Genomic DNA, 18,206 nt, shown 5'->3' with positions numbered 1-18,206 from the left:
GCGGGTCACTGCTGCTCACGGTACGTGTCCGTCGTCACATTGGCCTTGAAAGTTGCCGGTACGGGCTGTCACACTCGGTTCCAGTGAACGAGTGTGCACTGGAGAAGTGATCCGGTCACCGGCCCGTCATTCGAGGAGGACGACTTGAGCATCGCCACCACCCCCACATCGCGCGGCCGTCGCAGTTCGCTGCTGTCCAGGTTGCGGCCCCGGTTGCTCGAGACGCTGACGACGCCGCACGCGGTCGATCGGTACCTCGAACTCGTCGACCCCATGATGACTGTCGACGACATGCGCGCCGAGGTGGTGGCCGTCCGTCACCAGACTGCCGACACCGTCACGCTGACGCTGCGCCCCACGTGGCAGTGGAAGGGGTTCTCCGCCGGCCACTTCGTGCAGATCGGTGTCGTGGTCGACGGCGTCCGGCACACGCGTTGCTACTCCCCGGCAGGTACCGCCGGAACCGACGACGACACGATCGAGCTCACCGTCAAGGCTCAGCCCGACGGCATCGTGTCCAATTACCTGGTCGCCTCGGCGAAGCCCGGTCTCGTGGTCAATCTCGCGCCGGCCACGGGCACCTTCGAGCTCCCGAGCCCGCGGCCGGACCACGTTCTGCTGATCAGTGGTGGAAGCGGCATCACCCCGGTGATGTCGATGCTGCGCACGCTGGTGCACGAGGGGTACACCGGACGCGTGGCATTCCTGCACTACGCCTACACGGAGAACGACGTCTGCTACCGCGCCGAACTCGACCGCATCGCGGCCGAGAACGACAACGTGGACGTTCTGTACGCGTACACCGATCAGCAGAACGGTGGTCATCTGCACGGATTCTTCGACACCGAGCACCTGAACGCCGCAGCACCCTGGCACGCCTCGGCGCAGACGTTCCTGTGTGGTCCGCCCGGGTTGATGAAGGGTGTCAGGTCGGTGTTCGACGACCTCGGACTCGCCGAGTCGCTGTTCTCGGAGGAGTTCGTCACCGCCGTTCCGGTCGTCGACGGGGATGCCTCGGGAACCGTGTCGTTCTCGGGTTCGTCCGTCGAGGCGGAGAACGACGGCGCCACCCTCCTGGAGCAGGCCGAGAATGCCGGGTTGACACCGGAATTCGGCTGCAGGATGGGAATCTGCTTCACCTGCACGGCAATCAAGAAGTCGGGATGCACCCGCAACGTCAAGACCGGTGAGCTCGACTCCGATCCGGACAACGAAATCCAGCTCTGCATCTCTGTCCCCGTGGGCGACGTCGACATCGACGTCTGACCCATCCACATACTCGAAGAGGAGGTCACCATGTTCGGACTCTCACTGTCCTTTCTCCCGTTCATCGGTTCCAGCTCGGCGCCCGACACCACGACGTCCGGCGTCGACGTGATGGACGAGCCGGGAACCGACGGACCTGTCGTCCTGAGCTACGAAGCCGTGGAGGAACTCGGGCGCAAGCTCGACGACCTGCGCGCCCGCACCGTCGCGGATCTGGGTCAGGAGGACCGCGACTACATCTTCAAGATCATCAAGGCGCAGCGCGGACTCGAGGTCGCCGGTCGCGGACTGATGTACTTCGGCTTCTTCCCGCCGGCCTGGATCGCCGCCGTCAGCGCCCTGAGCCTGTCGAAGATCCTCGACAACATGGAGATCGGTCACAACGTCATGCACGGCCAGTACGACTGGATGCGTGAGCCGGGCCTGAACTCCAAGGTCTTCGAGTGGGACAACACCTGCCCCGGTGACCAGTGGCGCCACTCGCACAACTACATGCACCACACGTACACCAACATCCTCGACATGGACCGCGACATCGGTTACGGCATCCTGCGGATGGACAGCGCGCAGAAGTGGAACCCGTACTACCTGGGCAACCCGATCTACGCGTTCCTGCTCATGACCTTCTTCGAGTGGGGCGTCATGATGCACGACCTGGAGGCCGAGAACGTCATCCAGGGCAAGCGCAAATGGCACGACGTCAAGCCCCTGCTCGAGGGCTGGTGGAAGAAGGCCGGACGACAGGTCCTCAAGGACTACATCGTCTTCCCCGCGCTGACCGGGCCGATGTTCGTCCCGACGCTGGTGGGCAACTTCACCGCCAACATCGTCCGCAACGTGTGGGCCTACTCGATCATCTTCTGCGGCCACTTCCCGACGGGCGTGCAGACGTTCACCGTCGAGGAGACCGCGCAGGAGACCCGCGGCCAGTGGTACGTGCGTCAGATGCTCGGCTCCGCGAACATCGAGGGTGGCGACCTGTTCCACATCATGTCCGGCAACCTCTCGCACCAGATCGAGCACCACCTCTTCCCCGACCTGCCCGCGCACCGCTACCCGCAGATCGCGCCCGAGGTCAAGGCGCTCTGTGAGGAGTACGGCCTTCCGTACAACACTGGTGGCTTCTTCCATCAGATCGGTACTGTGTGGGGCAAGATCTTCCGACTCGCCCTTCCTGACCGTTTCACCGGTGTGGACAAGGTGACCGGTGTGATCATCGAGCGCGAAAAAGCTGCAGCCTGAGAGGTAGTGCCATGGTCGGCAAGTTCGAACGCAACAAGGACACCGTGCAGGAACTGACCGAGTCCGCGGCGACCCACGTCGGACGCATCGCGGTCATCATCGCCACGGCAGTCCGCGACGTCACCCGCGAGATCGGTGACCTCGTCACCGACGGCATCGAGATGAGGGAAGCGTCGCGCCGGGCACAGTCCGACACGCGCACCTTCGAGGTGATCGAGGGGGACTTCGAGGAATCGTCCAGGCGGTCGAACGGTCGCTGACCCGGAGCCTCACAAACGGCGCCGCACCCATGACGGGTGCGGCGCCGTTGTCGTATGGGGTGCCGGCTCGGTCGTTGCCGTTGCGCTCTGCGGTGGCCGGGCGCAGCGCGCGGTGGAGCGCGCAGGGTGTGGAGTGCGCGGAGCGACGGGCGGTGCGCGCGGTGGTGGGTTCCGTCAGGAACAGTCGCCCGGTTCGCCGAGCTTCACCACCGACAACACCGCTTCCCCCTCGGTGACCAGTGCGCCCGGCTCCGGGCTTTGTGCCACCACCGACCAGTTCGCGTCGAGGACCTGATTCCTGCCGGCGCCGGTCGCATCGTCGCTTCTGGAGTAGAAGACCCCGGCGGCTTGGATCAGATCTTGAGCGTCCTGCAAGTTCATGCAGACCACCGCCGGCATGGATGCCGGCGCTGCCACAGGTGCGGGAGCTGGAGCAGATGTGACCACTGCGGGAGGTTCCGCCACCGCTGAAGTAGTGGCCGGTACGCGTGACGCTGTCGCTTCAACGGTGACCGTCTCTGTCGATGTTTCGACCGTGGTGGTGGTTCCGGAGTCGCTTTCGCTGCCGCACGCCGTGATCATCAGTGCCGAAATCGCCGTGAACGCAAGCACTGCCGCGTGACCACGCCTCGAAGGCCGTCTCGTCCTGTCGAGTGTCATCGCGTCGGCTCGCAGCCGACACCGTCGTTGTCGCGATCGAGCCCGGCGCGGTAGCCGGGCTGACCGCGCAGCACGGGTGCTGCGCCACGTGCTCGAGCATCGTCGCAATTCTCGTAGTAGACGCCGCTCGGCTGAGGTGCTGCCTGCGGACGGGGTTGCGGTGCCGGGGTACCGCAGTTCGCCGACCACAAGCCTGCACCGACCTGGCGAGCGCCGTTCTCGGCATCTCGAATTTCCGCGGAGCGCGACACCTCTCCGCTCGCCCTTGCGGCGCCGGCGCGGGTGGCTTCCACGTTGTGATTCCACCCGTCCACGCGAACTATGTAGGCGGGAAGCTCTCCAGAGGCGTCGGCACCGCCGAGTGACGGATCGACGATCACGGCGACGAGCTGCCGCTCGAGTGCGGATCGCGCGAAGTCCCGCGACTGGGGTCCGTAGCATTCGTTCAGCTCGGGAGCGTCAGCTCCTGCGATTCGCACGGTGATCGCACCGCGGGTCACGTCGACGACGCGAACAGAGTCGCCGTCGACGACCTCGGTCACGAACGCGGACGGAAGGGTCGGAGCAGGATCGGCCGACGCGGGCGCGGCTGCTGCAAGGGCGACGACGACGGCGCCGCAGGACACCACGCCGACACCGGCAATAAAGCGCTTCATTGAGGGACCTCGGTCTAAGGGGGTGTTTAAGAACGGCTGATAGTAACCAGACCGCGGGGTTCGAGAGGATGCTTTCGCGAGGTTTGCGACTTTGCCGGGCGCAGCGCGCGGTGGAGCGCGCAGGGTGTGGAGGGCGCGGAGCGACGGGCGGTGCGCGCGGTGAGCACCCCCGGAGCGGAGCCCAAACGGAGCAACGCGCGGCTTGGGTGCGCACGGCGGCGGGGTCGGTCACACTGTCCCGATGAAGGTGACGGACGAGGAGCGGCGCAAGATCCTGGTGCACCGGCATGCCGTGGGTCTGGGGTCGTCGCTGACGCCCGAGGACGTGGTCCAGCGCATCGTCGCGCTCCACGCCACGGATGCGGCGAGCGTGTCGTTGCAGGTTCTGGCGCGATCGACCACCGCGACCCTGGACGACGTGCGCGACGCTCTGTACACCCGCCGCTCGCTGGTGCGGGTCATGGCGATGCGCCGCACCCTTTTCGTCATCGACAAGCAGTTCATGCCCGTCGTGCAGTCCGGTTCGAGCGCCGGGGTGGCCAGAACCCTGAGAACGCGTCTGGCGAAGCAACTCTCGACCCTGCCCACCGACCCGGTGATCGATGATGTGCCGGCGTTCCTCGACCATCTCGAGTCGGGTGTCGATGCGGCACTGGCTGCGTCGGGCACCGCGACGGGAGCCGAGTTGTCCACCGCCGTACCGGAACTGCGCACCGCGTTCCTCCCGACCACGGACAAGAAGTACGACGTCCGTCGCTACGTGACGTCGTCGCTGCTGACGTTGCTGTCGGCGGAGGGGCGCATCGTGCGCGTGGAACCGCGGGGGAACTGGACCTCGCGCCACCACACGTGGGCACCGGTGAGCGCGTGGTGGCCCGACGGTGTGCCGCCGATCGAGGAGGCGGATGCGCGAGTTCGCCTGGCGCGCACCTGGCTGGAGGCGTTCGGTCCGGCGACTCCCGAGGACCTCCAGTGGTGGACCGGATGGAACAAGGGTCACACCGTCAAAGCCCTCGCCGCTCTCGACGTCGAGGAGGTCGAGCTGTCGTCGGGTGGGGGAATCATGCTGCGCGGCAGCGACATCAGCGGTGCCGACGGGGGTGTGGCGCTGCTGCCCGCGCTGGATCCGACGCCGATGGGGTGGAAGGATCGGCGATGGTTCCTGCCGGACGAGTACCGACCGGATCTGTTCGACACGTTCGGCAACGTCGGCCCCACGGTGTGGTCGAACGGCCGGGTGGTCGGCGGTTGGGCCGTACGCGGCGCCGGTGAGGTGGTGTTCCGGTTGTTCGAGAAGGCCGACGAGGAGCAGGTCGCGGCGGAAGCTGTACGTCTCGAGGCCCATCTCGACGGCGCGTCCATCACCCCGACCTTTCCGACTCCGCTCGAGAAGGCGCTGCGGACAGGATCAGGGAACTAGGCCTGCACGCCGGGCGGCGTGCGCGGCTTCGTGTCTGGTCGACGCGTCGAGCTTGGCCATGATCGACTTCATGTAGCTCTTGACTGTGGACACGGTGAGGCCGAGCTCCTCGGCGATGGCGATGTTCGACCGGCCCAGCGCCACCAGCGACAACACGTCCCGTTCGCGGGCCGTCACGTGCGGAGCGGACGGTATCGGTGCGGCGGGTTCCAGGAAGGCGCGCATCGAGTCGAGCACGGACGTGAGCTCGGGTGCGTCCGACCGTGCCGCGACCGCCCGCAGCCGCGTGTACGTCTGACGGACGTCCTCGCGCAGCCGGTCGGCATCGCGCCGCGCCTCGTCGACGGCGAGGTCCTGGCCCAGAACCCCCGCTTCGAGGGTCAGCACGTCGAGCACGCGATCCCCGATGTGGCCGGCCGTGTGCATCGCGCCGTAGAGCACGCCGACGGCTGTCCGCCCGACGACGACGGGGGCGGCGATCATGGCGCGCAGGCCCTCGGCGGAGATGATGGCGTCGTATCGGTGGCTGATCTTCGGAGTCCGCATGTAGTCGTCGAGCGCGACGGTGCGATTGACCTGCAACACCTTGCCGCCGAGACCGTGACCTGCCTCGAGTTCGACACCGTCGAGCGCCCCGACGGACTGCCCGGCGAAATGGCGCAGCGTCAATCGCCGTCCCGCGGTCATGACTCCGCCGAAAGCGAGCGTGACGCCCGAACCGGCGCGCAACCGGTCCACGGCGGCGTCGAAATGTGTGTCGATCATGGTCTCCGTCTTCCTACCCTCTTCGGAGGGTATCGGGCCGCGAGTGTTCCGCGCCACACTCTCACCATGACGACCTTGACCGACGATGTCGCACGCCTGCTGGCGACCTACGGATCCGCCGACGCCGACCTCGCCGCCCTGCTGTGCGACGACCACGACCCGGCGGCGATCGCGTTCACCTTCATCGAAGGCGATCTCACGGCGCGCGACCTCACCTACGGCGAGCTGCACGAGCTGTCGGCGCGATTCGCGACGGGCCTCGCCGAGATGGGCGTCGGCCGGGGTGACCGCGTGGGAGTGTTGATGAGCAAGCGGCTCGAACTGGTCGTCGCCCTGCTCGGGCTCTGGCGACTCGGCGCGGTGCACGTCCCGCTGTTCACCGCCTTCGCTACTCCGGCGATCGCGATGCGCGTCGAGGCCGCGCAGGCGCGCGTCGTCATCACCGAGACCGACCAGCGCGAGAAGCTCGACTCGATCGAGGGCATCACGGTGATCGAGACGGGGGAGGGCTTCGACGCTCTGGTTCGTGAGCACGAGCCGATGGCGGCCTCGGTGGCCGTGGGCGGCGACGGTGTGATGATCCAGCTCTTCACCAGCGGCACGACGGGAAAGCCGAAGGGCGTGCCGGTGCCCGTGTCGGCGCTGGCGTCGTTCGTCGCCTACATGACCTACGGCCTGGACGTGTCCGAGGACGACGTCTTCTGGAACGCCGCCGACCCCGGCTGGGCCTACGGGCTCTACTACGCCATTCTCGGCCCGATGGCGATGGGCCGTCGCAGCCTGATGCTGCATGCCGGCTTCACCCCCGCGCTCACGGTCGCGGTGATGCAGAAGTTCGAGGTCACCAACTTCGCGGCGGCGCCGACGGTGTACCGGAGCCTGAGCAAGGACCCGTCGGTCGGTGGCATCACGTTGCGACGGGCGTCGTCGGCGGGGGAGCCGCTGACGCCGGACGTTCTGGTGTGGTCGGAGTCGGCGCTCGGCGTGCCGGTGCGTGATCACTATGGCCAGACCGAGCACGGGATGGTCATCGTCAACGCCTGGCACGACGCGGTGCGTGAGCCGCTGATCCCGGGGTCGATGGGAAAGCCGTTGCCGGGCTTCACCGCCGGAGTCGTCGAGGATCAGATCGGCTTCGAGGTGGCGGGCAGCCCGCTGATGTGGTTCACCGGATACGTCGACGCTCCCGACAAGACAGCCGAACGGTTCACCGACGACGGGTCCTGGTACCTGACGGGCGATGCCGGACGCATCGAGAACGGCTCCTACTTCTTCTCCGCGCGTAACGACGACGTCATCGTCATGGCCGGCTACCGGATCGGGCCCTTCGACGTCGAAAGCGTTCTCGTGGAACACCCGTCGGTCATGGATGTGGCGGTGGTGGGCCAACCCGACGACATCCGCGGAGAGGTGATCGAGGCGTACGTCGTTCTGGCGGAGGGCGTCTCGGGTACCGCCGAGTTGGAGTCCGAGCTGCAGCAGCTGGTGAAGTCCAACTTCGCCGCGCACGCCTACCCGCGCACGGTGCACTTCGTCGACGCACTGCCCAAGACGCCCAGCGGCAAGGTGCAGCGCTTCCTGCTGCGCCGGAGCCGTCAGCCGGGCAGCAGCGCTCGGAACTCGGGGCAGTAGGCGCCGATCGCGGTACCGACGATGGCGCCCGCGGCGCTCTCGTCCCATTTGCCGCGGCTGCCCGTCGTGACGGCGTCCACCTCGGCGATCACCGGCTGCCCCTGCTGCAGTTCGGCGCAGATGCCGCGTCCGAGAATCTTCATCGTCTCCGGGTCGGTGTACTCGATGGCGCCACTGTCCAACCCTGCGATGAAGAGGTCGTCCGCGGCGACGGCCTCGGGCCCCGTCGGCACGGAGGGACCGGCCACCGACGGCGTGCTGGGCGCCTCGGACGTCGAGGTCGCCGGAGCCGGGTCGTCGGCCGGGGGTGTCGCCGGGTCACCGCCGCACCCCGCCACGCTCAGAGTCGCGAGGAGGAGAAGGGTAGCGGTGCGGCGGGTCACCGGTGCGACGTTACCGCTCTCATGGTGATCCAATGACCGCGTGAAGCGCACCCACGACCGCCGCCGCGATGCCCACGTGGCGCTGGGTCTCGCCGCTGTGGCGGGCTTCGTCGACGCCGTCGGCTTCCTCGCTCTCGGCGGCTTCTTCGTCTCCTTCATGACGGGCAACACCACTCGGGCGGCCGTCGAACTCACTGCGGGACATCTCGGTGCGGCGTCCGTCGGGCTCGTGGTGATCGTGTCGTTCGTGGGCGGGGTCGTCACCGGGTCGCTCGTCGGCGACCTCGCCGGCCGGCGTCGTAAGACCGTCGTCCTCCTGCTCGTCGCGGTACTGCTGGCGGCGGCCGGCGTCGTGCACCTCGGCGGCGGCGCCACCCTGGTGTCCGCACTGATCGTGGCCGCAGCGATGGGCGCCGAGAACGCGGTGTTCGAGCGGGACGGCGGCATCAGCCTCACGTACATGACCGGGACGCTCGTGACCATGGCACGCACGATCGCCGCTCGGATCCAGGGGCGCAGCTCGGAATCCTGGGTCCGCCCGTTGTTGATGTGGGCTGCGCTCGCGGGCGGAGCGATTCTCGGCGCCGCGGCCTTCGCGATCGTCGGACTCGGCGCACCCGTGGTGGCGCTGATCGCGGTGCTCGTGGCTGCCGTCGTCGTCTTCTCGATGGGCGAATGAGCGCCGTGGTGCCCCCGGCAGGATTCGAACCTGCGACCAAGGGATTAGAAGGCCCTTGCTCTATCCCCTGAGCTACGGAGGCGTGCATCGGTGTCCGATGCGCCGTCGAGTGTAGCGAGGCGCTGCGCCCTGCCCGGGCCGGAGGTGCGGCTTAGACTTCTCGCTCCGAGGGAAGGCAGCAGGCGTGCAGGACGTGATGGACCAGGTGCTCGCGGCGTGGCGCGCGGGGGAGTCCGTGGGCGTGGGCACCGTGGTGCGCACGTTCCGATCGGCACCGCGTCCGCCGGGTGCGTCGATGGCTGTGCTCGCGGACGGCAGAGTCGTCGGGTCGGTGTCCGGTGGCTGCGTCGAGGGCGCGGTGTACGAGGCCGCGCAGAACGGTGAGGCGGGTCTGCATCGCTACGGAGTCAGCGACGACGATGCGTTCGCGGTGGGTCTGACCTGCGGGGGCATCCTCGACGTCTTCGTCGAGACCGTGTCCCGATCCTCCTTTCCGGAGCTCGGTGCGGTGGCGTCGGCGATCGCGGAGCACCGGCCGGTCGCGGTGGCCACTGTCATCGAGCACCCCGATGCTGCGCGGGTCGGTTCTCGCCTGGTCGTCGACCCGGTGGCGGCGTCCGGCACGCTCGGGTCGCCCCGCGCGAATGCCGCGGTGATCGACGACGCCCGTGGTCTTCTCGAAGCGGGCCGCACCGATGTCCTGCACTACGGCCCCGACGGTCAGCGGCGTGGCGAGGGAATGACGGTGTTCGTGAACTCCTTCGCTCCCCGTGCTCGCATGATCGTGTTCGGTGCGATCGACTTCGCGTCGGCGGTGGCGCGTCAGGGTGCGCTGCTCGGCTATCGCGTGACCGTCTGCGATGCGCGGCCGGTGTTCACGACACCCGAGCGATTCCCGACGGCCGACGAGGTGGTCGTCGAGTGGCCGCACCGGTATCTCGGGCGACTGCAGGCCGAGGGTGAGATCGACGAGCGCACCGTGATCTGCGTACTGACCCACGACCCCAAGTTCGACGTGCCGCTGCTCGAGGTGGCGTTGCGGCTGCCCCGCGTCGGCTACGTGGGTGCGATGGGGTCGCGGCGAACCCACGACGATCGGGTCGCGAGACTGCGCGAGGTGGGAATCGGCGACGACGAGCTCGCGCGACTGTCGTCCCCGATAGGGCTCGACCTCGGCGCCCGGACACCGGAGGAGACGGCGGTGTCGATCGCGGCGGAGATCGTCGCGAGGCGGTGGGGCGGGAACGGACGGCCGCTGGGGGAGCGCGAGGGACGCATTCACCACTGACGCCCCTCGCGAGTACGTCCGAACTGCTGCTGCAGCACGGAGGATCACGACGTTTCCGGCGTACTCGCCGGAGGGGGTGACGTGTGAGTTGCGCGTCTACTACGTCCCGTAGGTGCTGCGATGCCGGTCACCTCCTACCCTGGAGGTATGGCAACGACTGAGGCACCGCGTTCCGCGACCGCGGAACCGGACGGTGGGGCGCGACGAGCCGGATCGGCAGGCGTGTTCGCGAGTGCCGGACTGATCGCCGCGGTGGTGGCCGGCCTGATCGTCGCGCTGTCCGCATCGCAGGCGTTGGTCCTGCTCGGCATCCCGGATCCGGGTCCGGTGACGACGTACGGTCTGCCCGCTGTGCGCGCGCTCGGGGAGGTCGCCGCCGTCATCGCCGTGGGCTCTCTGCTGCTCGCAGCCTTCCTCGTGCCGCCGCAGAGATCGGGCGTCCTCGACATCGACGGCTATCGCGCGCTGCGCACCGCGTCGTCGGCGGCAATCGTGTGGGCGGCCTGCGCGATCGTGCTGGTGCCGCTGACCCTCTCGGACACGTCCGGTCAGCCGGTGTCCGAGGCGCTGCGTCCCGAGAACCTGTGGTCGGGCCTGTCGCAGATCGAGTTGGCCCGCGCGTGGCAGTGGACCGCGATCATCGCGATCGTGCTCGCACTCGGGACACGTGCCGTGCTGCGGTGGTCGTGGACGCCGATCCTGCTGGTGGTCGCGCTCGGCTCGCTCATGCCTCTCGCACTGTCGGGGCACTCGTCGTCCGGTGGATCGCACGACGTCGCCACCAACAGCCTCATCCTGCATCTTCTCGCCGCGTCGCTCTGGGCGGGCGGACTGTTCGCCGTCCTGGCGCACGCCCGTCGCGCCGGCGCGCACACCGATGTCGCGGCGCGGCGCTTCTCCGCGGTCGCCACGGTGGCGTTCGTGGTCATGGGTGTCAGTGGAGTGGTCAACGCCTTCGTCCGCGTCGAGCCCGCAGATCTGTTCGACACCACCTACGGCCGACTCGTACTCGCCAAGGTCGTCGCCCTGGTCGTCCTCGGCGTGTTCGGCTACACCCAGCGTCGACGCGCCCTGCCCGCGCTCGCCGCGGACCCGACGTCGCGCGCGAATCTCGTGCGTTTCGCCGGTGCCGAGGTACTGGTCTTCGCGGCCACGATCGGGCTCGCGGTCGGACTCTCCCGGACACCGCCCCCGCTGGGGAGCGCTCGGGAGCTGACGCTCACCGAGGCGGAATTGGGATACGACCTCACCGCGCCCCCGAGCCTCGGGCGTTTCCTCTTCGACTGGCGGTTCGACCTGATCTTCGGCACCGCCGCCGTCGTCATGGCCGTCGTCTACCTCCTCGGCGTTCGTCGACTGCGGGCCCGTGGCGACGCGTGGCCGGTGGGTCGCACGATCGCCTGGGTCCTGGGCTGCGCGACGCTGCTGTTCGCGACGTCGTCGGGTGTCTACCGCTACTCGATGGCGATGTTCAGCGTGCACATGGGCTCGCACATGGTGCTGTCGATGCTCACCCCGGTGCTGCTCGCGCTCGGCGGCGGCGTGACCCTGGCCCTACGGGTGCTGCCTGCGGCCGGCCGGGACGGTGTGCCGGGACCGCGCGAGTGGATCCTCGAGGCCCTGCACAGCCCGGTGTCCCGGTTCCTCACCCAGCCACTGGTCGCGGCCGTCATCTTCGTGGGTGGCTTCTACGCGCTCTACCTCGGCGGCATCTACGGCGCGACCGTCGACTCGCACGGCGCCCACCTGCTGATGAACGCTCACTTCCTGCTGAGCGGCTACCTGTTCTACTGGGTCGTCATCGGCGTCGATCCGGCACCGCGTCGACTGTCGCCCGTGACCAAGCTGGCGATGGTGTTCGGATCGCTGCCGTTCCATGCCTTCTTCGGTATCGCGCTGATGAGCACCGAGACGGTGATGGGCCAGACCTTCTTCCGCGGCCTGTCGCTGCCGTGGAACTCCGACCTCCTGGCCGATCAGCGACTCGGCGGCGGCATCGCGTGGGCGACGGGCGAGATCCCGCTGATCCTCGTCATGCTGGCGTTGCTGGTGCAGTGGTCCAACACGGACCGGAAGGAAGCGGTCCGCACGGACCGGGCGGCCGATCGCGACGACGGTGCGGACCTCGCGGCGCACAACGCGATGTTCGCGGAGCTGGCGCGCCGCGAGCGTGAGCGCAGTTAGAAGACCAGACCGCGCAGGGCGAGGAAGCGGAGTCCGCCGACGAGGGCGGTGACTCCGACCAGGATCAGGGCCGACAACGCGGCGCCGGCGGTCGGCAGTGCGACGTCGAGCGCGGTCAGCGCTGCGGTGCTGGCGCCCAGACCGATGAGTGCCAGTCCGCCGCCCTCCCACTGCGCGGTGAACCAGCCCACCCGATCGGCGGCGTGGAACGTGAGACGGCGGTGCAGTTCGTTGGCGAGAACGGTCGACGCCACTGCTCCGACGGCATTGGCCACGATGGAACCCTCGCTGTGCATCGCGACGAACACGGCGACGTAGAGGACGTTGCTGAGCCCGCCGACCAGTGCGAAGCGGACCAACTGGGGGAACGCTCCGTCACTTCGCAGCGCCACCAGCATCGGATGCCCGGGGTGCGAGGGAAGCACGGGGGAGACCACGTTGTCGATCACGACGCCCTCCCGTGCAATCTGCTCTTGACGCTGACGATCTCGTCCGGTGTCAGCGCTCGACCCGGCAGGGGCACCGACCGATCCGGCACCGCCGCGAGGGAATCGATCACCAGGGCGAAATAGCGTCGCCAGTTGTCCTCGTCCACCTCGTCTGCAACCTCGGCGCCGGCCACGATCATCCGCACCAGGGTGAAGAGGTCGCCGGGCTGCACGTCCGGGCGGAGCTTCCCGGCCTTCTGGGCGCGCTGGATGAGAGTGTTGATGGTCGGTTCGAGCTTGGACCGGACTGCCGCGATGCGGTCGAGGCCGTCGTCGCACCCGAGGACGACGTGACCGAGACCACGGTCCGCGGCCATGTGTCGACACATGAATTCGAAGAAATCGACCATCGCAGCCCAGGGATCGTCGGCCTCCGCGGCCACCTCTGCGCGGCTGAGCACGTCGACCAGACGCTGCTCGAGGATGCCGTCGATGAGTTCCTGCTTGTTGGCGAACCGCCGGTACACGGTGCCCACACCCACCCCGGCGCGCGCAGCGACATCGTCGAGCGTGATCTCGAGACCCTTGCGTGCCAACAACTCTCGCGCACAGTCGATGATCTTGAGCTTGTTCCGCTCGGCGTCCGCTCGAAGCGGCTTCGCCGCTGTGGTGGGTTTCACAGTCCGTTTCGTCCTGGTTCGTCGGTTAACCGGAGGGCATACCTCCGCATCGCTGCTATCGTCTTGCTATCCGGAGCGTACGCCTCCGTATAGCTCCATTTCACGCCGTACCGAAGCGAGGATCAATGTCTTCCACCACATCCGACGTCGGAAACGTCCAACCGACGATTCGGTCGAGCGCGCACGACGCGCCCGACCGCACTCGCTGGCTCATCCTGGGCGTACTCGGCCTGGCCCAGCTGATGGTCGTACTCGACGCGACCGTCGTGAACATCGCGCTTCCCGCCGCACAGCTCGATCTCGGCTTCGACAACGCGGACCGCTCGTGGGTGGTCACCTCCTACGCTCTGGCATTCGGCAGCCTCCTGCTGCTCGGTGGTCGACTCAGTGACCTCTTCGGTCGCCGCACCACGTTCCTCGTGGGACTCGTCGGCTTCGCGGTGATGTCCGCCGTCGGCGGCGCAGCCGTCAACTTCGGCATGCTGGTCGCGGCCCGTGCGGGACAGGGTGTCTTCGGCGCCCTGCTCGCTCCCGCAGCGCTGTCCCTGCTGACCACGACGTTCACGGATCCGAAGGAACGTGCGAAGGCGTTCGGCATCTTCGGCGCGGTCGCCGGTGCCGGCGGCGCCATCGGCCTGCTTCTCGGCGGTGTGCTCACGGAGTGGGCGAACTGGCGCTGGAGCCTGTACGTCAACTTGATCTTCGCGGGAATCGCGTTCGTCGGCGGCTTCCTCCTGCTGGCCAAGCACCGCGCCACCGAGCGTCCGGTACTCGACATCCCCGGCACCCTCACCGTGTCCGCGGCGCTGTTTTCCATCGTCTACGGATTCGCGCACGCCGAGTCCGACGGGTGGAGCAACGCGGTGACCATCGGTTTCCTCGCGGTCGGTGTGGTCCTGCTCGGTGTCTTCGTCTACCTGCAGACGCGGGCGACGCATCCGCTTCTCCCGCTGCGCATCGTGCTCGACCGCACCCGCGGCGGCGCGTACCTCGCGGTGTTCGTCATCGGTGCCGGCATGTTCGCGGTGTTCCTGTTCCTCACGTACTACCTGCAGAGCACGCTCGGCTACACGCCCATCACCACCGGGTTCGCGTTCCTGCCGATGATCGCGACCCTCGTGGTCACGGCCACCGTCGCGACGTCGGTCATCCTGCCGCGCTTCGGGCCTCGCGTTCTCATGTCCGCCGGCATGCTGATCGCGTCGGCCGGCATGGCCCTGCTGACCCAGATCTCGATCGACAGTTCCTACGCCGCGCACATCCTGCCGAGCCTGCTCGTCATGGGCGTGGGCATGGGCGCCACGATGGCCCCGGCCATGCAGGGCGCCGTGTCCGGAGTCTCGCCGGACGACGCCGGCGTCGCCTCCGCGACCGTCAACACGATGCAGCAGATCGGCGGATCCATCGGTACTGCGCTGCTCAGCACCATCGCGGCGACGGCAGCGACGAACTACGCGACCGACAACCAGGCGGCCGTGGCTCAGGCCGCGGATCCGCAGGCCGCCGCGACGCTGCTCCGGATGAACGCGGAGATCGCCAGCTACACCACGACGTTCTGGTGGGCGTCGGGCATCTTCCTCGCCGGCTCGGTGATGGCAGCGCTGCTCGTCCGCTCGGGCAAGCTGCCCGACGGACCCGAGGGTGCCACCGTCGTCGCTCACTGACGTACACAGTCACCGGATCCGGTGCAGAGAACCGTGTCAGACGCGGTTCTCTGCACCGGATTCGTCGTGGATGCGGGTGAGCAGGTCGGTGAGGGTCGCTCGGTCGTCCGCGCTCAGGCCGGCGAACATCGCCTCGGACGCGCTGCGCTGCGCCTGTGCGATGGTGTCCGCGAGTGCCCGCCCCTCGTCGGTGAGGTCGAGGAGAACCGCGCGACGATCGGTGGCATCGGCGTGCCGTGCGACGTAGCCGGCCGACTCCAGCGCGTCGACGACATCGGTTGCCGATCGGGGTGCGATGCGCAACCGTTCCGCCAGATCTCCGGGCCGAAGTGGTCCCGCCGCGCCGGACAGCACGCGCAGTGCCCGTCCGTGTGAGGGCGAGAGTCCGAAAGGTTCGAGTGCGGCCATGTGGCGGCGCCGCATCGACCTGGCCACCATCATGACCAGATCGGCCGGGTCCTTCTCGTGGGAATGCACGGGACGATACTAGCGTTGCAGCGGTCGACCTCATAATGAGGTAACCTCAGTTCTACCCGATCAGGGAGGTCATATGCGTTCCTCCACCACACCGGCAAGGCCGGTGCAGTCCCCCGTGACATCTGCGGACCACCAGCCCGCACCGCTCGGGCGCGTCGTCGCCCTCTTCCGGCCCTATCGCGGCCGGGTCGCCGCGGTGAGCGCGGTCATCACCCTCAGCGCCGTCGTGGCACTGGGATCGCCGCTGCTCCTGCGCGACATGCTCGATCACGCCATCCCGAACGCCGACGTCACGCTGGTGACGATCCTCGCGGCCGGCATGATCGCGATCGCCGTCGTCACCAGCTGTCTCGGCGTCGCCCAGACCTGGATGTCCAACAGCATCGGGCAGGCCCTGATGCATCAGCTCCGCGTGCAGGTCTACTCGCACCTGCAGCGTCAGTCTCTCGGCTTCTTCGCGCGCACCCGCACCGGCGAGGTGCAGTCGCGCATCGCCAACGACATCGGCGGCATGCAGTCCGTCGTCACCAACACGGCCACGTCGATCGCTCAGAACGCGACCACCGTCATGGCCACCGTCGTCGCGCTCTTCCTGCTCGACTGGAAACTGGCCCTCTTCTCGCTCGCCATCCTGCCGGTGTTCGTCCGCATCGCTCGGCGGGTCGGCGACGAGCGTCGCCGTATCTCCACCGTGCGGCAACGCCTGCTCAGCGATCTGTCCGTCCAGGTGGAGGAGTCGCTCTCGGTGAGCGGCATCCTGCTGGGCAAGACGACCGGCGCGTCGTCGGTCCTCACGAATCGGTTCACCGAACGCTCGTCCGAGGTGGCCGACGTCGAACTCCGCTCGATGATGGCGGGCAAGTGGCGCATGGCGACCATGTCGATCAGCTTCGCCGCGATGCCGGCCCTGGTCTACTGGTTCGCCGGCGTCACCATCGGCAACGGCAGCGCGTTGACGGTGGGAACGCTGGTCGCGTTCACCACCCTCCAGACACAGCTGTTCCGCCCCACGATGATGCTGCTCAACACCGGCGTCGAGGTGCAGAGCTCCCTGGCTCTGTTCGGCCGGGTCTTCGAATACCTCGATCTCCCGGTGGACATCGACGAACCCGCCGTACCGACGCCGATCGATCCGACGGCCCGACGCGGTGAGGTGCGCTTCCGCCACGTAGGCTTCGACTATCCGGGTGCGGCACATCCGACGCTCACGGACATCGACCTCACGGTCCCCGCCGGGAGCACCCTGGCGATCGTGGGAGCGACCGGCGCCGGCAAGACGACACTCGGGTATCTGACGGCGCGGCTCTACGATCCGACGTCCGGGTCGGTCGAGGTCGACGGTGTCGATCTCCGCGATCTCTCGCTCGCCGACGTGTCCGCGACGGTCGGGGTGGTGTCGCAGGAGACCTATCTCTTCCACGACACGATCCGCGAGAACCTCCGCTTCGCGCGGCCCGACGCCACCGACGCGGACATCGAGAATGCCGCTCGCACAGCGCAGATCCACGATTTCATCGCCTCGCTCGACGACGGCTACGACACGATGGTGGGGGAGCGTGGCTACCGGTTCTCCGGTGGCGAGAAGCAGCGCCTCGCCATCGCGCGCACCGTTCTGCGCAACCCGCCCGTCCTCGTTCTGGACGAGGCCACCAGCGCTCTGGACACCACCACCGAACGTGCTCTGGCCGACGCGATCGACCAGCTCGAGCAGGACCGCACCACCATCGTGGTGGCCCACCGACTCTCCACCGTGCGGTCGGCCGATCGCATCGTGGTGCTCGATCACGGGCACGTCGTCGAATCGGGATCCCACGACGAGCTCGTCGCCCGCGGCGGTGCCTACGCCGCACTGCTGGCGGCGTCCGGCGACTCGCTGGTCACTGCCTGACCACTCCTCCTGTCAACCCCCGCGGCGCTCCTGTGGACGGCCGTCCACAGGTGCTCGCGGGCCCTTCTGTCCGCGGTGCGAGCGGCGCAGAGTCGGGTGCGCGGTCGGTACCGGATCGACCGCGAGAGGGGGGAACGATGTACGAGTCGTATCTGACCGTGGTGGGCACCGTCATCACCGATCCGATCAAGCGGACCACGCCGTCCGGCGACGAGGTGCTCAGCTTCCGCGTGGCCAGCAATTCGCGCCGCATGGACCGCGAGAGCGGGGAGTGGCAGGACGGGGACACGCTCTACGCCTCGGTCAGCTGCTGGCGACGTCTGGTGTCGGGGGTCGGAGCGTCGCTGATGAAGGGCGATTCGGTCATCGTCTTCGGGCAGGCGCACACCAACGAGTACACGACCAAGGAGGGCGTGGGACGAGCCGATCTCGAGATCCGAGCCGCCGCGGTGGGACCCGATCTCGCTCGGTGCCACGTCAAGGTGGACCGGCCGCGTCAGGCGGCCGAGCGGCAGGAGTCCGGCGAGACCGTCGCGGAGGCCGCGGTGGACACGGCCGAGCCCGAGCCGGTGCCGGTGGGCTGACCGCGAACGGTTTCACGGGCACCGGTCGGTCCCGGTAGACTTCCGCGTCG

At 68.2% G+C, this 18,206-nt stretch carries 19 protein-coding genes and 1 tRNA gene; 12 read left to right on the top strand and 8 right to left on the bottom strand.

The features are described from left to right. Positions 1-144 precede the first annotated feature (144 nt). The 3 genes from HQ312_RS09900 to HQ312_RS09890 are packed head-to-tail and all read left to right on the top strand — an operon-like array spanning position 145 to position 2,768. The gene (locus tag HQ312_RS09900; protein WP_222638472.1) at positions 145-1,266 is read left to right on the top strand and encodes a ferredoxin reductase; all 1,122 of its coding nucleotides are present in this window, start codon (positions 145-147) and stop codon (positions 1,264-1,266) included. 30 nt (positions 1,267-1,296) lie between these two features. Next, on the top strand, positions 1,297-2,508 hold the full coding sequence (locus HQ312_RS09895) for an acyl-CoA desaturase (RefSeq protein ID WP_222638471.1): 1,212 nt from the start codon (positions 1,297-1,299) through the stop codon (positions 2,506-2,508). 11 nt (positions 2,509-2,519) lie between these two features. Then, the gene (locus HQ312_RS09890; RefSeq protein WP_027505620.1) at positions 2,520-2,768 is read left to right on the top strand and encodes a hypothetical protein; all 249 of its coding nucleotides are present in this window, start codon (positions 2,520-2,522) and stop codon (positions 2,766-2,768) included. Between the two features lie 174 nt (positions 2,769-2,942). On the opposite strand, the gene HQ312_RS09885 is transcribed toward HQ312_RS09890, so the two are convergent. Continuing rightward, positions 2,943-3,149, bottom strand: a complete 207-nt coding sequence (locus HQ312_RS09885; protein WP_261769331.1) for a PASTA domain-containing protein — start codon at positions 3,147-3,149, stop codon at positions 2,943-2,945. Between HQ312_RS09885 and HQ312_RS09880 the strand changes: the two genes are divergently transcribed. Continuing rightward, on the top strand, positions 3,148-3,390 hold the full coding sequence (locus tag HQ312_RS09880) for a hypothetical protein (protein ID WP_222638609.1): 243 nt from the start codon (positions 3,148-3,150) through the stop codon (positions 3,388-3,390). The genes HQ312_RS09885 and HQ312_RS09880 overlap by 2 nt on opposite strands. Before the next feature lie 34 nt (positions 3,391-3,424). Here HQ312_RS09880 and HQ312_RS09875 read toward each other — a convergent pair whose 3' ends face one another. Next, positions 3,425-4,084, bottom strand: coding sequence for an excalibur calcium-binding domain-containing protein (locus HQ312_RS09875; protein WP_222638470.1), 660 nt, complete (start codon positions 4,082-4,084; stop codon positions 3,425-3,427). Between the two features lie 241 nt (positions 4,085-4,325). On the opposite strand from HQ312_RS09875, the gene HQ312_RS09870 reads away from it, so the two are divergent. Further along, on the top strand, positions 4,326-5,504 hold the full coding sequence (locus HQ312_RS09870) for a winged helix DNA-binding domain-containing protein (RefSeq protein WP_222638469.1): 1,179 nt from the start codon (positions 4,326-4,328) through the stop codon (positions 5,502-5,504). On the opposite strand, the gene HQ312_RS09865 is transcribed toward HQ312_RS09870, so the two are convergent. Further along, positions 5,493-6,269 (bottom strand): LuxR C-terminal-related transcriptional regulator, encoded by a 777-nt coding sequence (locus HQ312_RS09865; protein ID WP_027505622.1) that lies wholly within the window; start codon positions 6,267-6,269, stop codon positions 5,493-5,495. The two genes, HQ312_RS09870 and HQ312_RS09865, sit on opposite strands and share 12 nt — an antisense overlap. A 66-nt stretch (positions 6,270-6,335) precedes the next feature. Here HQ312_RS09865 and HQ312_RS09860 point away from each other — a divergent pair, with 66 nt between their 5' ends. Next, positions 6,336-7,901 (top strand): AMP-binding protein, encoded by a 1,566-nt coding sequence (locus HQ312_RS09860; protein ID WP_222638468.1) that lies wholly within the window; start codon positions 6,336-6,338, stop codon positions 7,899-7,901. Here HQ312_RS09860 and HQ312_RS09855 read toward each other — a convergent pair. Further along, positions 7,865-8,284, bottom strand: a complete 420-nt coding sequence (locus tag HQ312_RS09855) for a DUF732 domain-containing protein (protein WP_222638467.1) — start codon at positions 8,282-8,284, stop codon at positions 7,865-7,867. The genes HQ312_RS09860 and HQ312_RS09855 overlap by 37 nt on opposite strands. Before the next feature lie 40 nt (positions 8,285-8,324). On the opposite strand from HQ312_RS09855, the gene HQ312_RS09850 reads away from it, so the two are divergent. After that, entirely contained in the window at positions 8,325-8,963 is a 639-nt protein-coding gene (locus HQ312_RS09850) for a YoaK family protein (protein WP_027505624.1), read from the top strand. A 6-nt stretch (positions 8,964-8,969) separates the two neighbouring features. Here the strand turns inward: HQ312_RS09850 and HQ312_RS09845 are convergent. After that, positions 8,970-9,045 (bottom strand) — tRNA-Arg (locus HQ312_RS09845). Positions 9,046-9,159: 114 nt separating this feature from the next. Here HQ312_RS09845 and HQ312_RS09840 point away from each other — a divergent pair. Both HQ312_RS09840 and HQ312_RS09835 read left to right on the top strand, forming a co-directional pair. Beyond that, on the top strand, positions 9,160-10,251 hold the full coding sequence (locus tag HQ312_RS09840) for an XdhC/CoxI family protein (RefSeq protein ID WP_261782225.1): 1,092 nt from the start codon (positions 9,160-9,162) through the stop codon (positions 10,249-10,251). 147 nt (positions 10,252-10,398) lie between these two features. Continuing rightward, positions 10,399-12,435: a cytochrome c oxidase assembly protein gene (locus HQ312_RS09835; RefSeq protein WP_056445944.1), complete on the top strand. Its 2,037-nt coding sequence runs from the start codon at positions 10,399-10,401 to the stop codon at positions 12,433-12,435. On the opposite strand, the gene HQ312_RS09830 is transcribed toward HQ312_RS09835, so the two are convergent. Beyond that, positions 12,432-12,833, bottom strand: coding sequence for a GtrA family protein (locus HQ312_RS09830; RefSeq protein ID WP_155957030.1), 402 nt, complete (start codon positions 12,831-12,833; stop codon positions 12,432-12,434). The genes HQ312_RS09835 and HQ312_RS09830 overlap by 4 nt on opposite strands. A gap of 47 nt (positions 12,834-12,880) precedes the next feature. Next, positions 12,881-13,543, bottom strand: coding sequence for a TetR/AcrR family transcriptional regulator (locus tag HQ312_RS09825; RefSeq protein WP_222630196.1), 663 nt, complete (start codon positions 13,541-13,543; stop codon positions 12,881-12,883). A gap of 125 nt (positions 13,544-13,668) precedes the next feature. On the opposite strand from HQ312_RS09825, the gene HQ312_RS09820 reads away from it, so the two are divergent. Beyond that, positions 13,669-15,207: an MFS transporter gene (locus tag HQ312_RS09820; protein ID WP_056445939.1), complete on the top strand. Its 1,539-nt coding sequence runs from the start codon at positions 13,669-13,671 to the stop codon at positions 15,205-15,207. A gap of 36 nt (positions 15,208-15,243) precedes the next feature. Here the strand turns inward: HQ312_RS09820 and HQ312_RS09815 are convergent, their stop codons facing one another. Beyond that, positions 15,244-15,684 (bottom strand): MarR family winged helix-turn-helix transcriptional regulator, encoded by a 441-nt coding sequence (locus HQ312_RS09815; RefSeq protein WP_027505630.1) that lies wholly within the window; start codon positions 15,682-15,684, stop codon positions 15,244-15,246. 73 nt (positions 15,685-15,757) lie between these two features. On the opposite strand from HQ312_RS09815, the gene HQ312_RS09810 reads away from it, so the two are divergent. Both HQ312_RS09810 and ssb read left to right on the top strand, forming a co-directional pair. Continuing rightward, entirely contained in the window at positions 15,758-17,572 is a 1,815-nt protein-coding gene (locus HQ312_RS09810; protein WP_222638465.1) for an ABC transporter ATP-binding protein, read from the top strand. A 137-nt stretch (positions 17,573-17,709) separates the two neighbouring features. Then, positions 17,710-18,156, top strand: coding sequence for a single-stranded DNA-binding protein (gene ssb, locus HQ312_RS09805; RefSeq protein WP_222638464.1), 447 nt, complete (start codon positions 17,710-17,712; stop codon positions 18,154-18,156). The last annotated feature ends 50 nt before the right edge of the window (positions 18,157-18,206 follow it).

It is taken from the genome of Rhodococcus sp. BP-316, assembly GCF_019836105.1.
Classification (GTDB): Bacteria; Actinomycetota; Actinomycetes; order Mycobacteriales; family Mycobacteriaceae; genus Rhodococcoides.
Note: the sequence above shows the minus strand (reverse complement) of the source record. Positions and strands in the feature narration are given on the sequence as shown.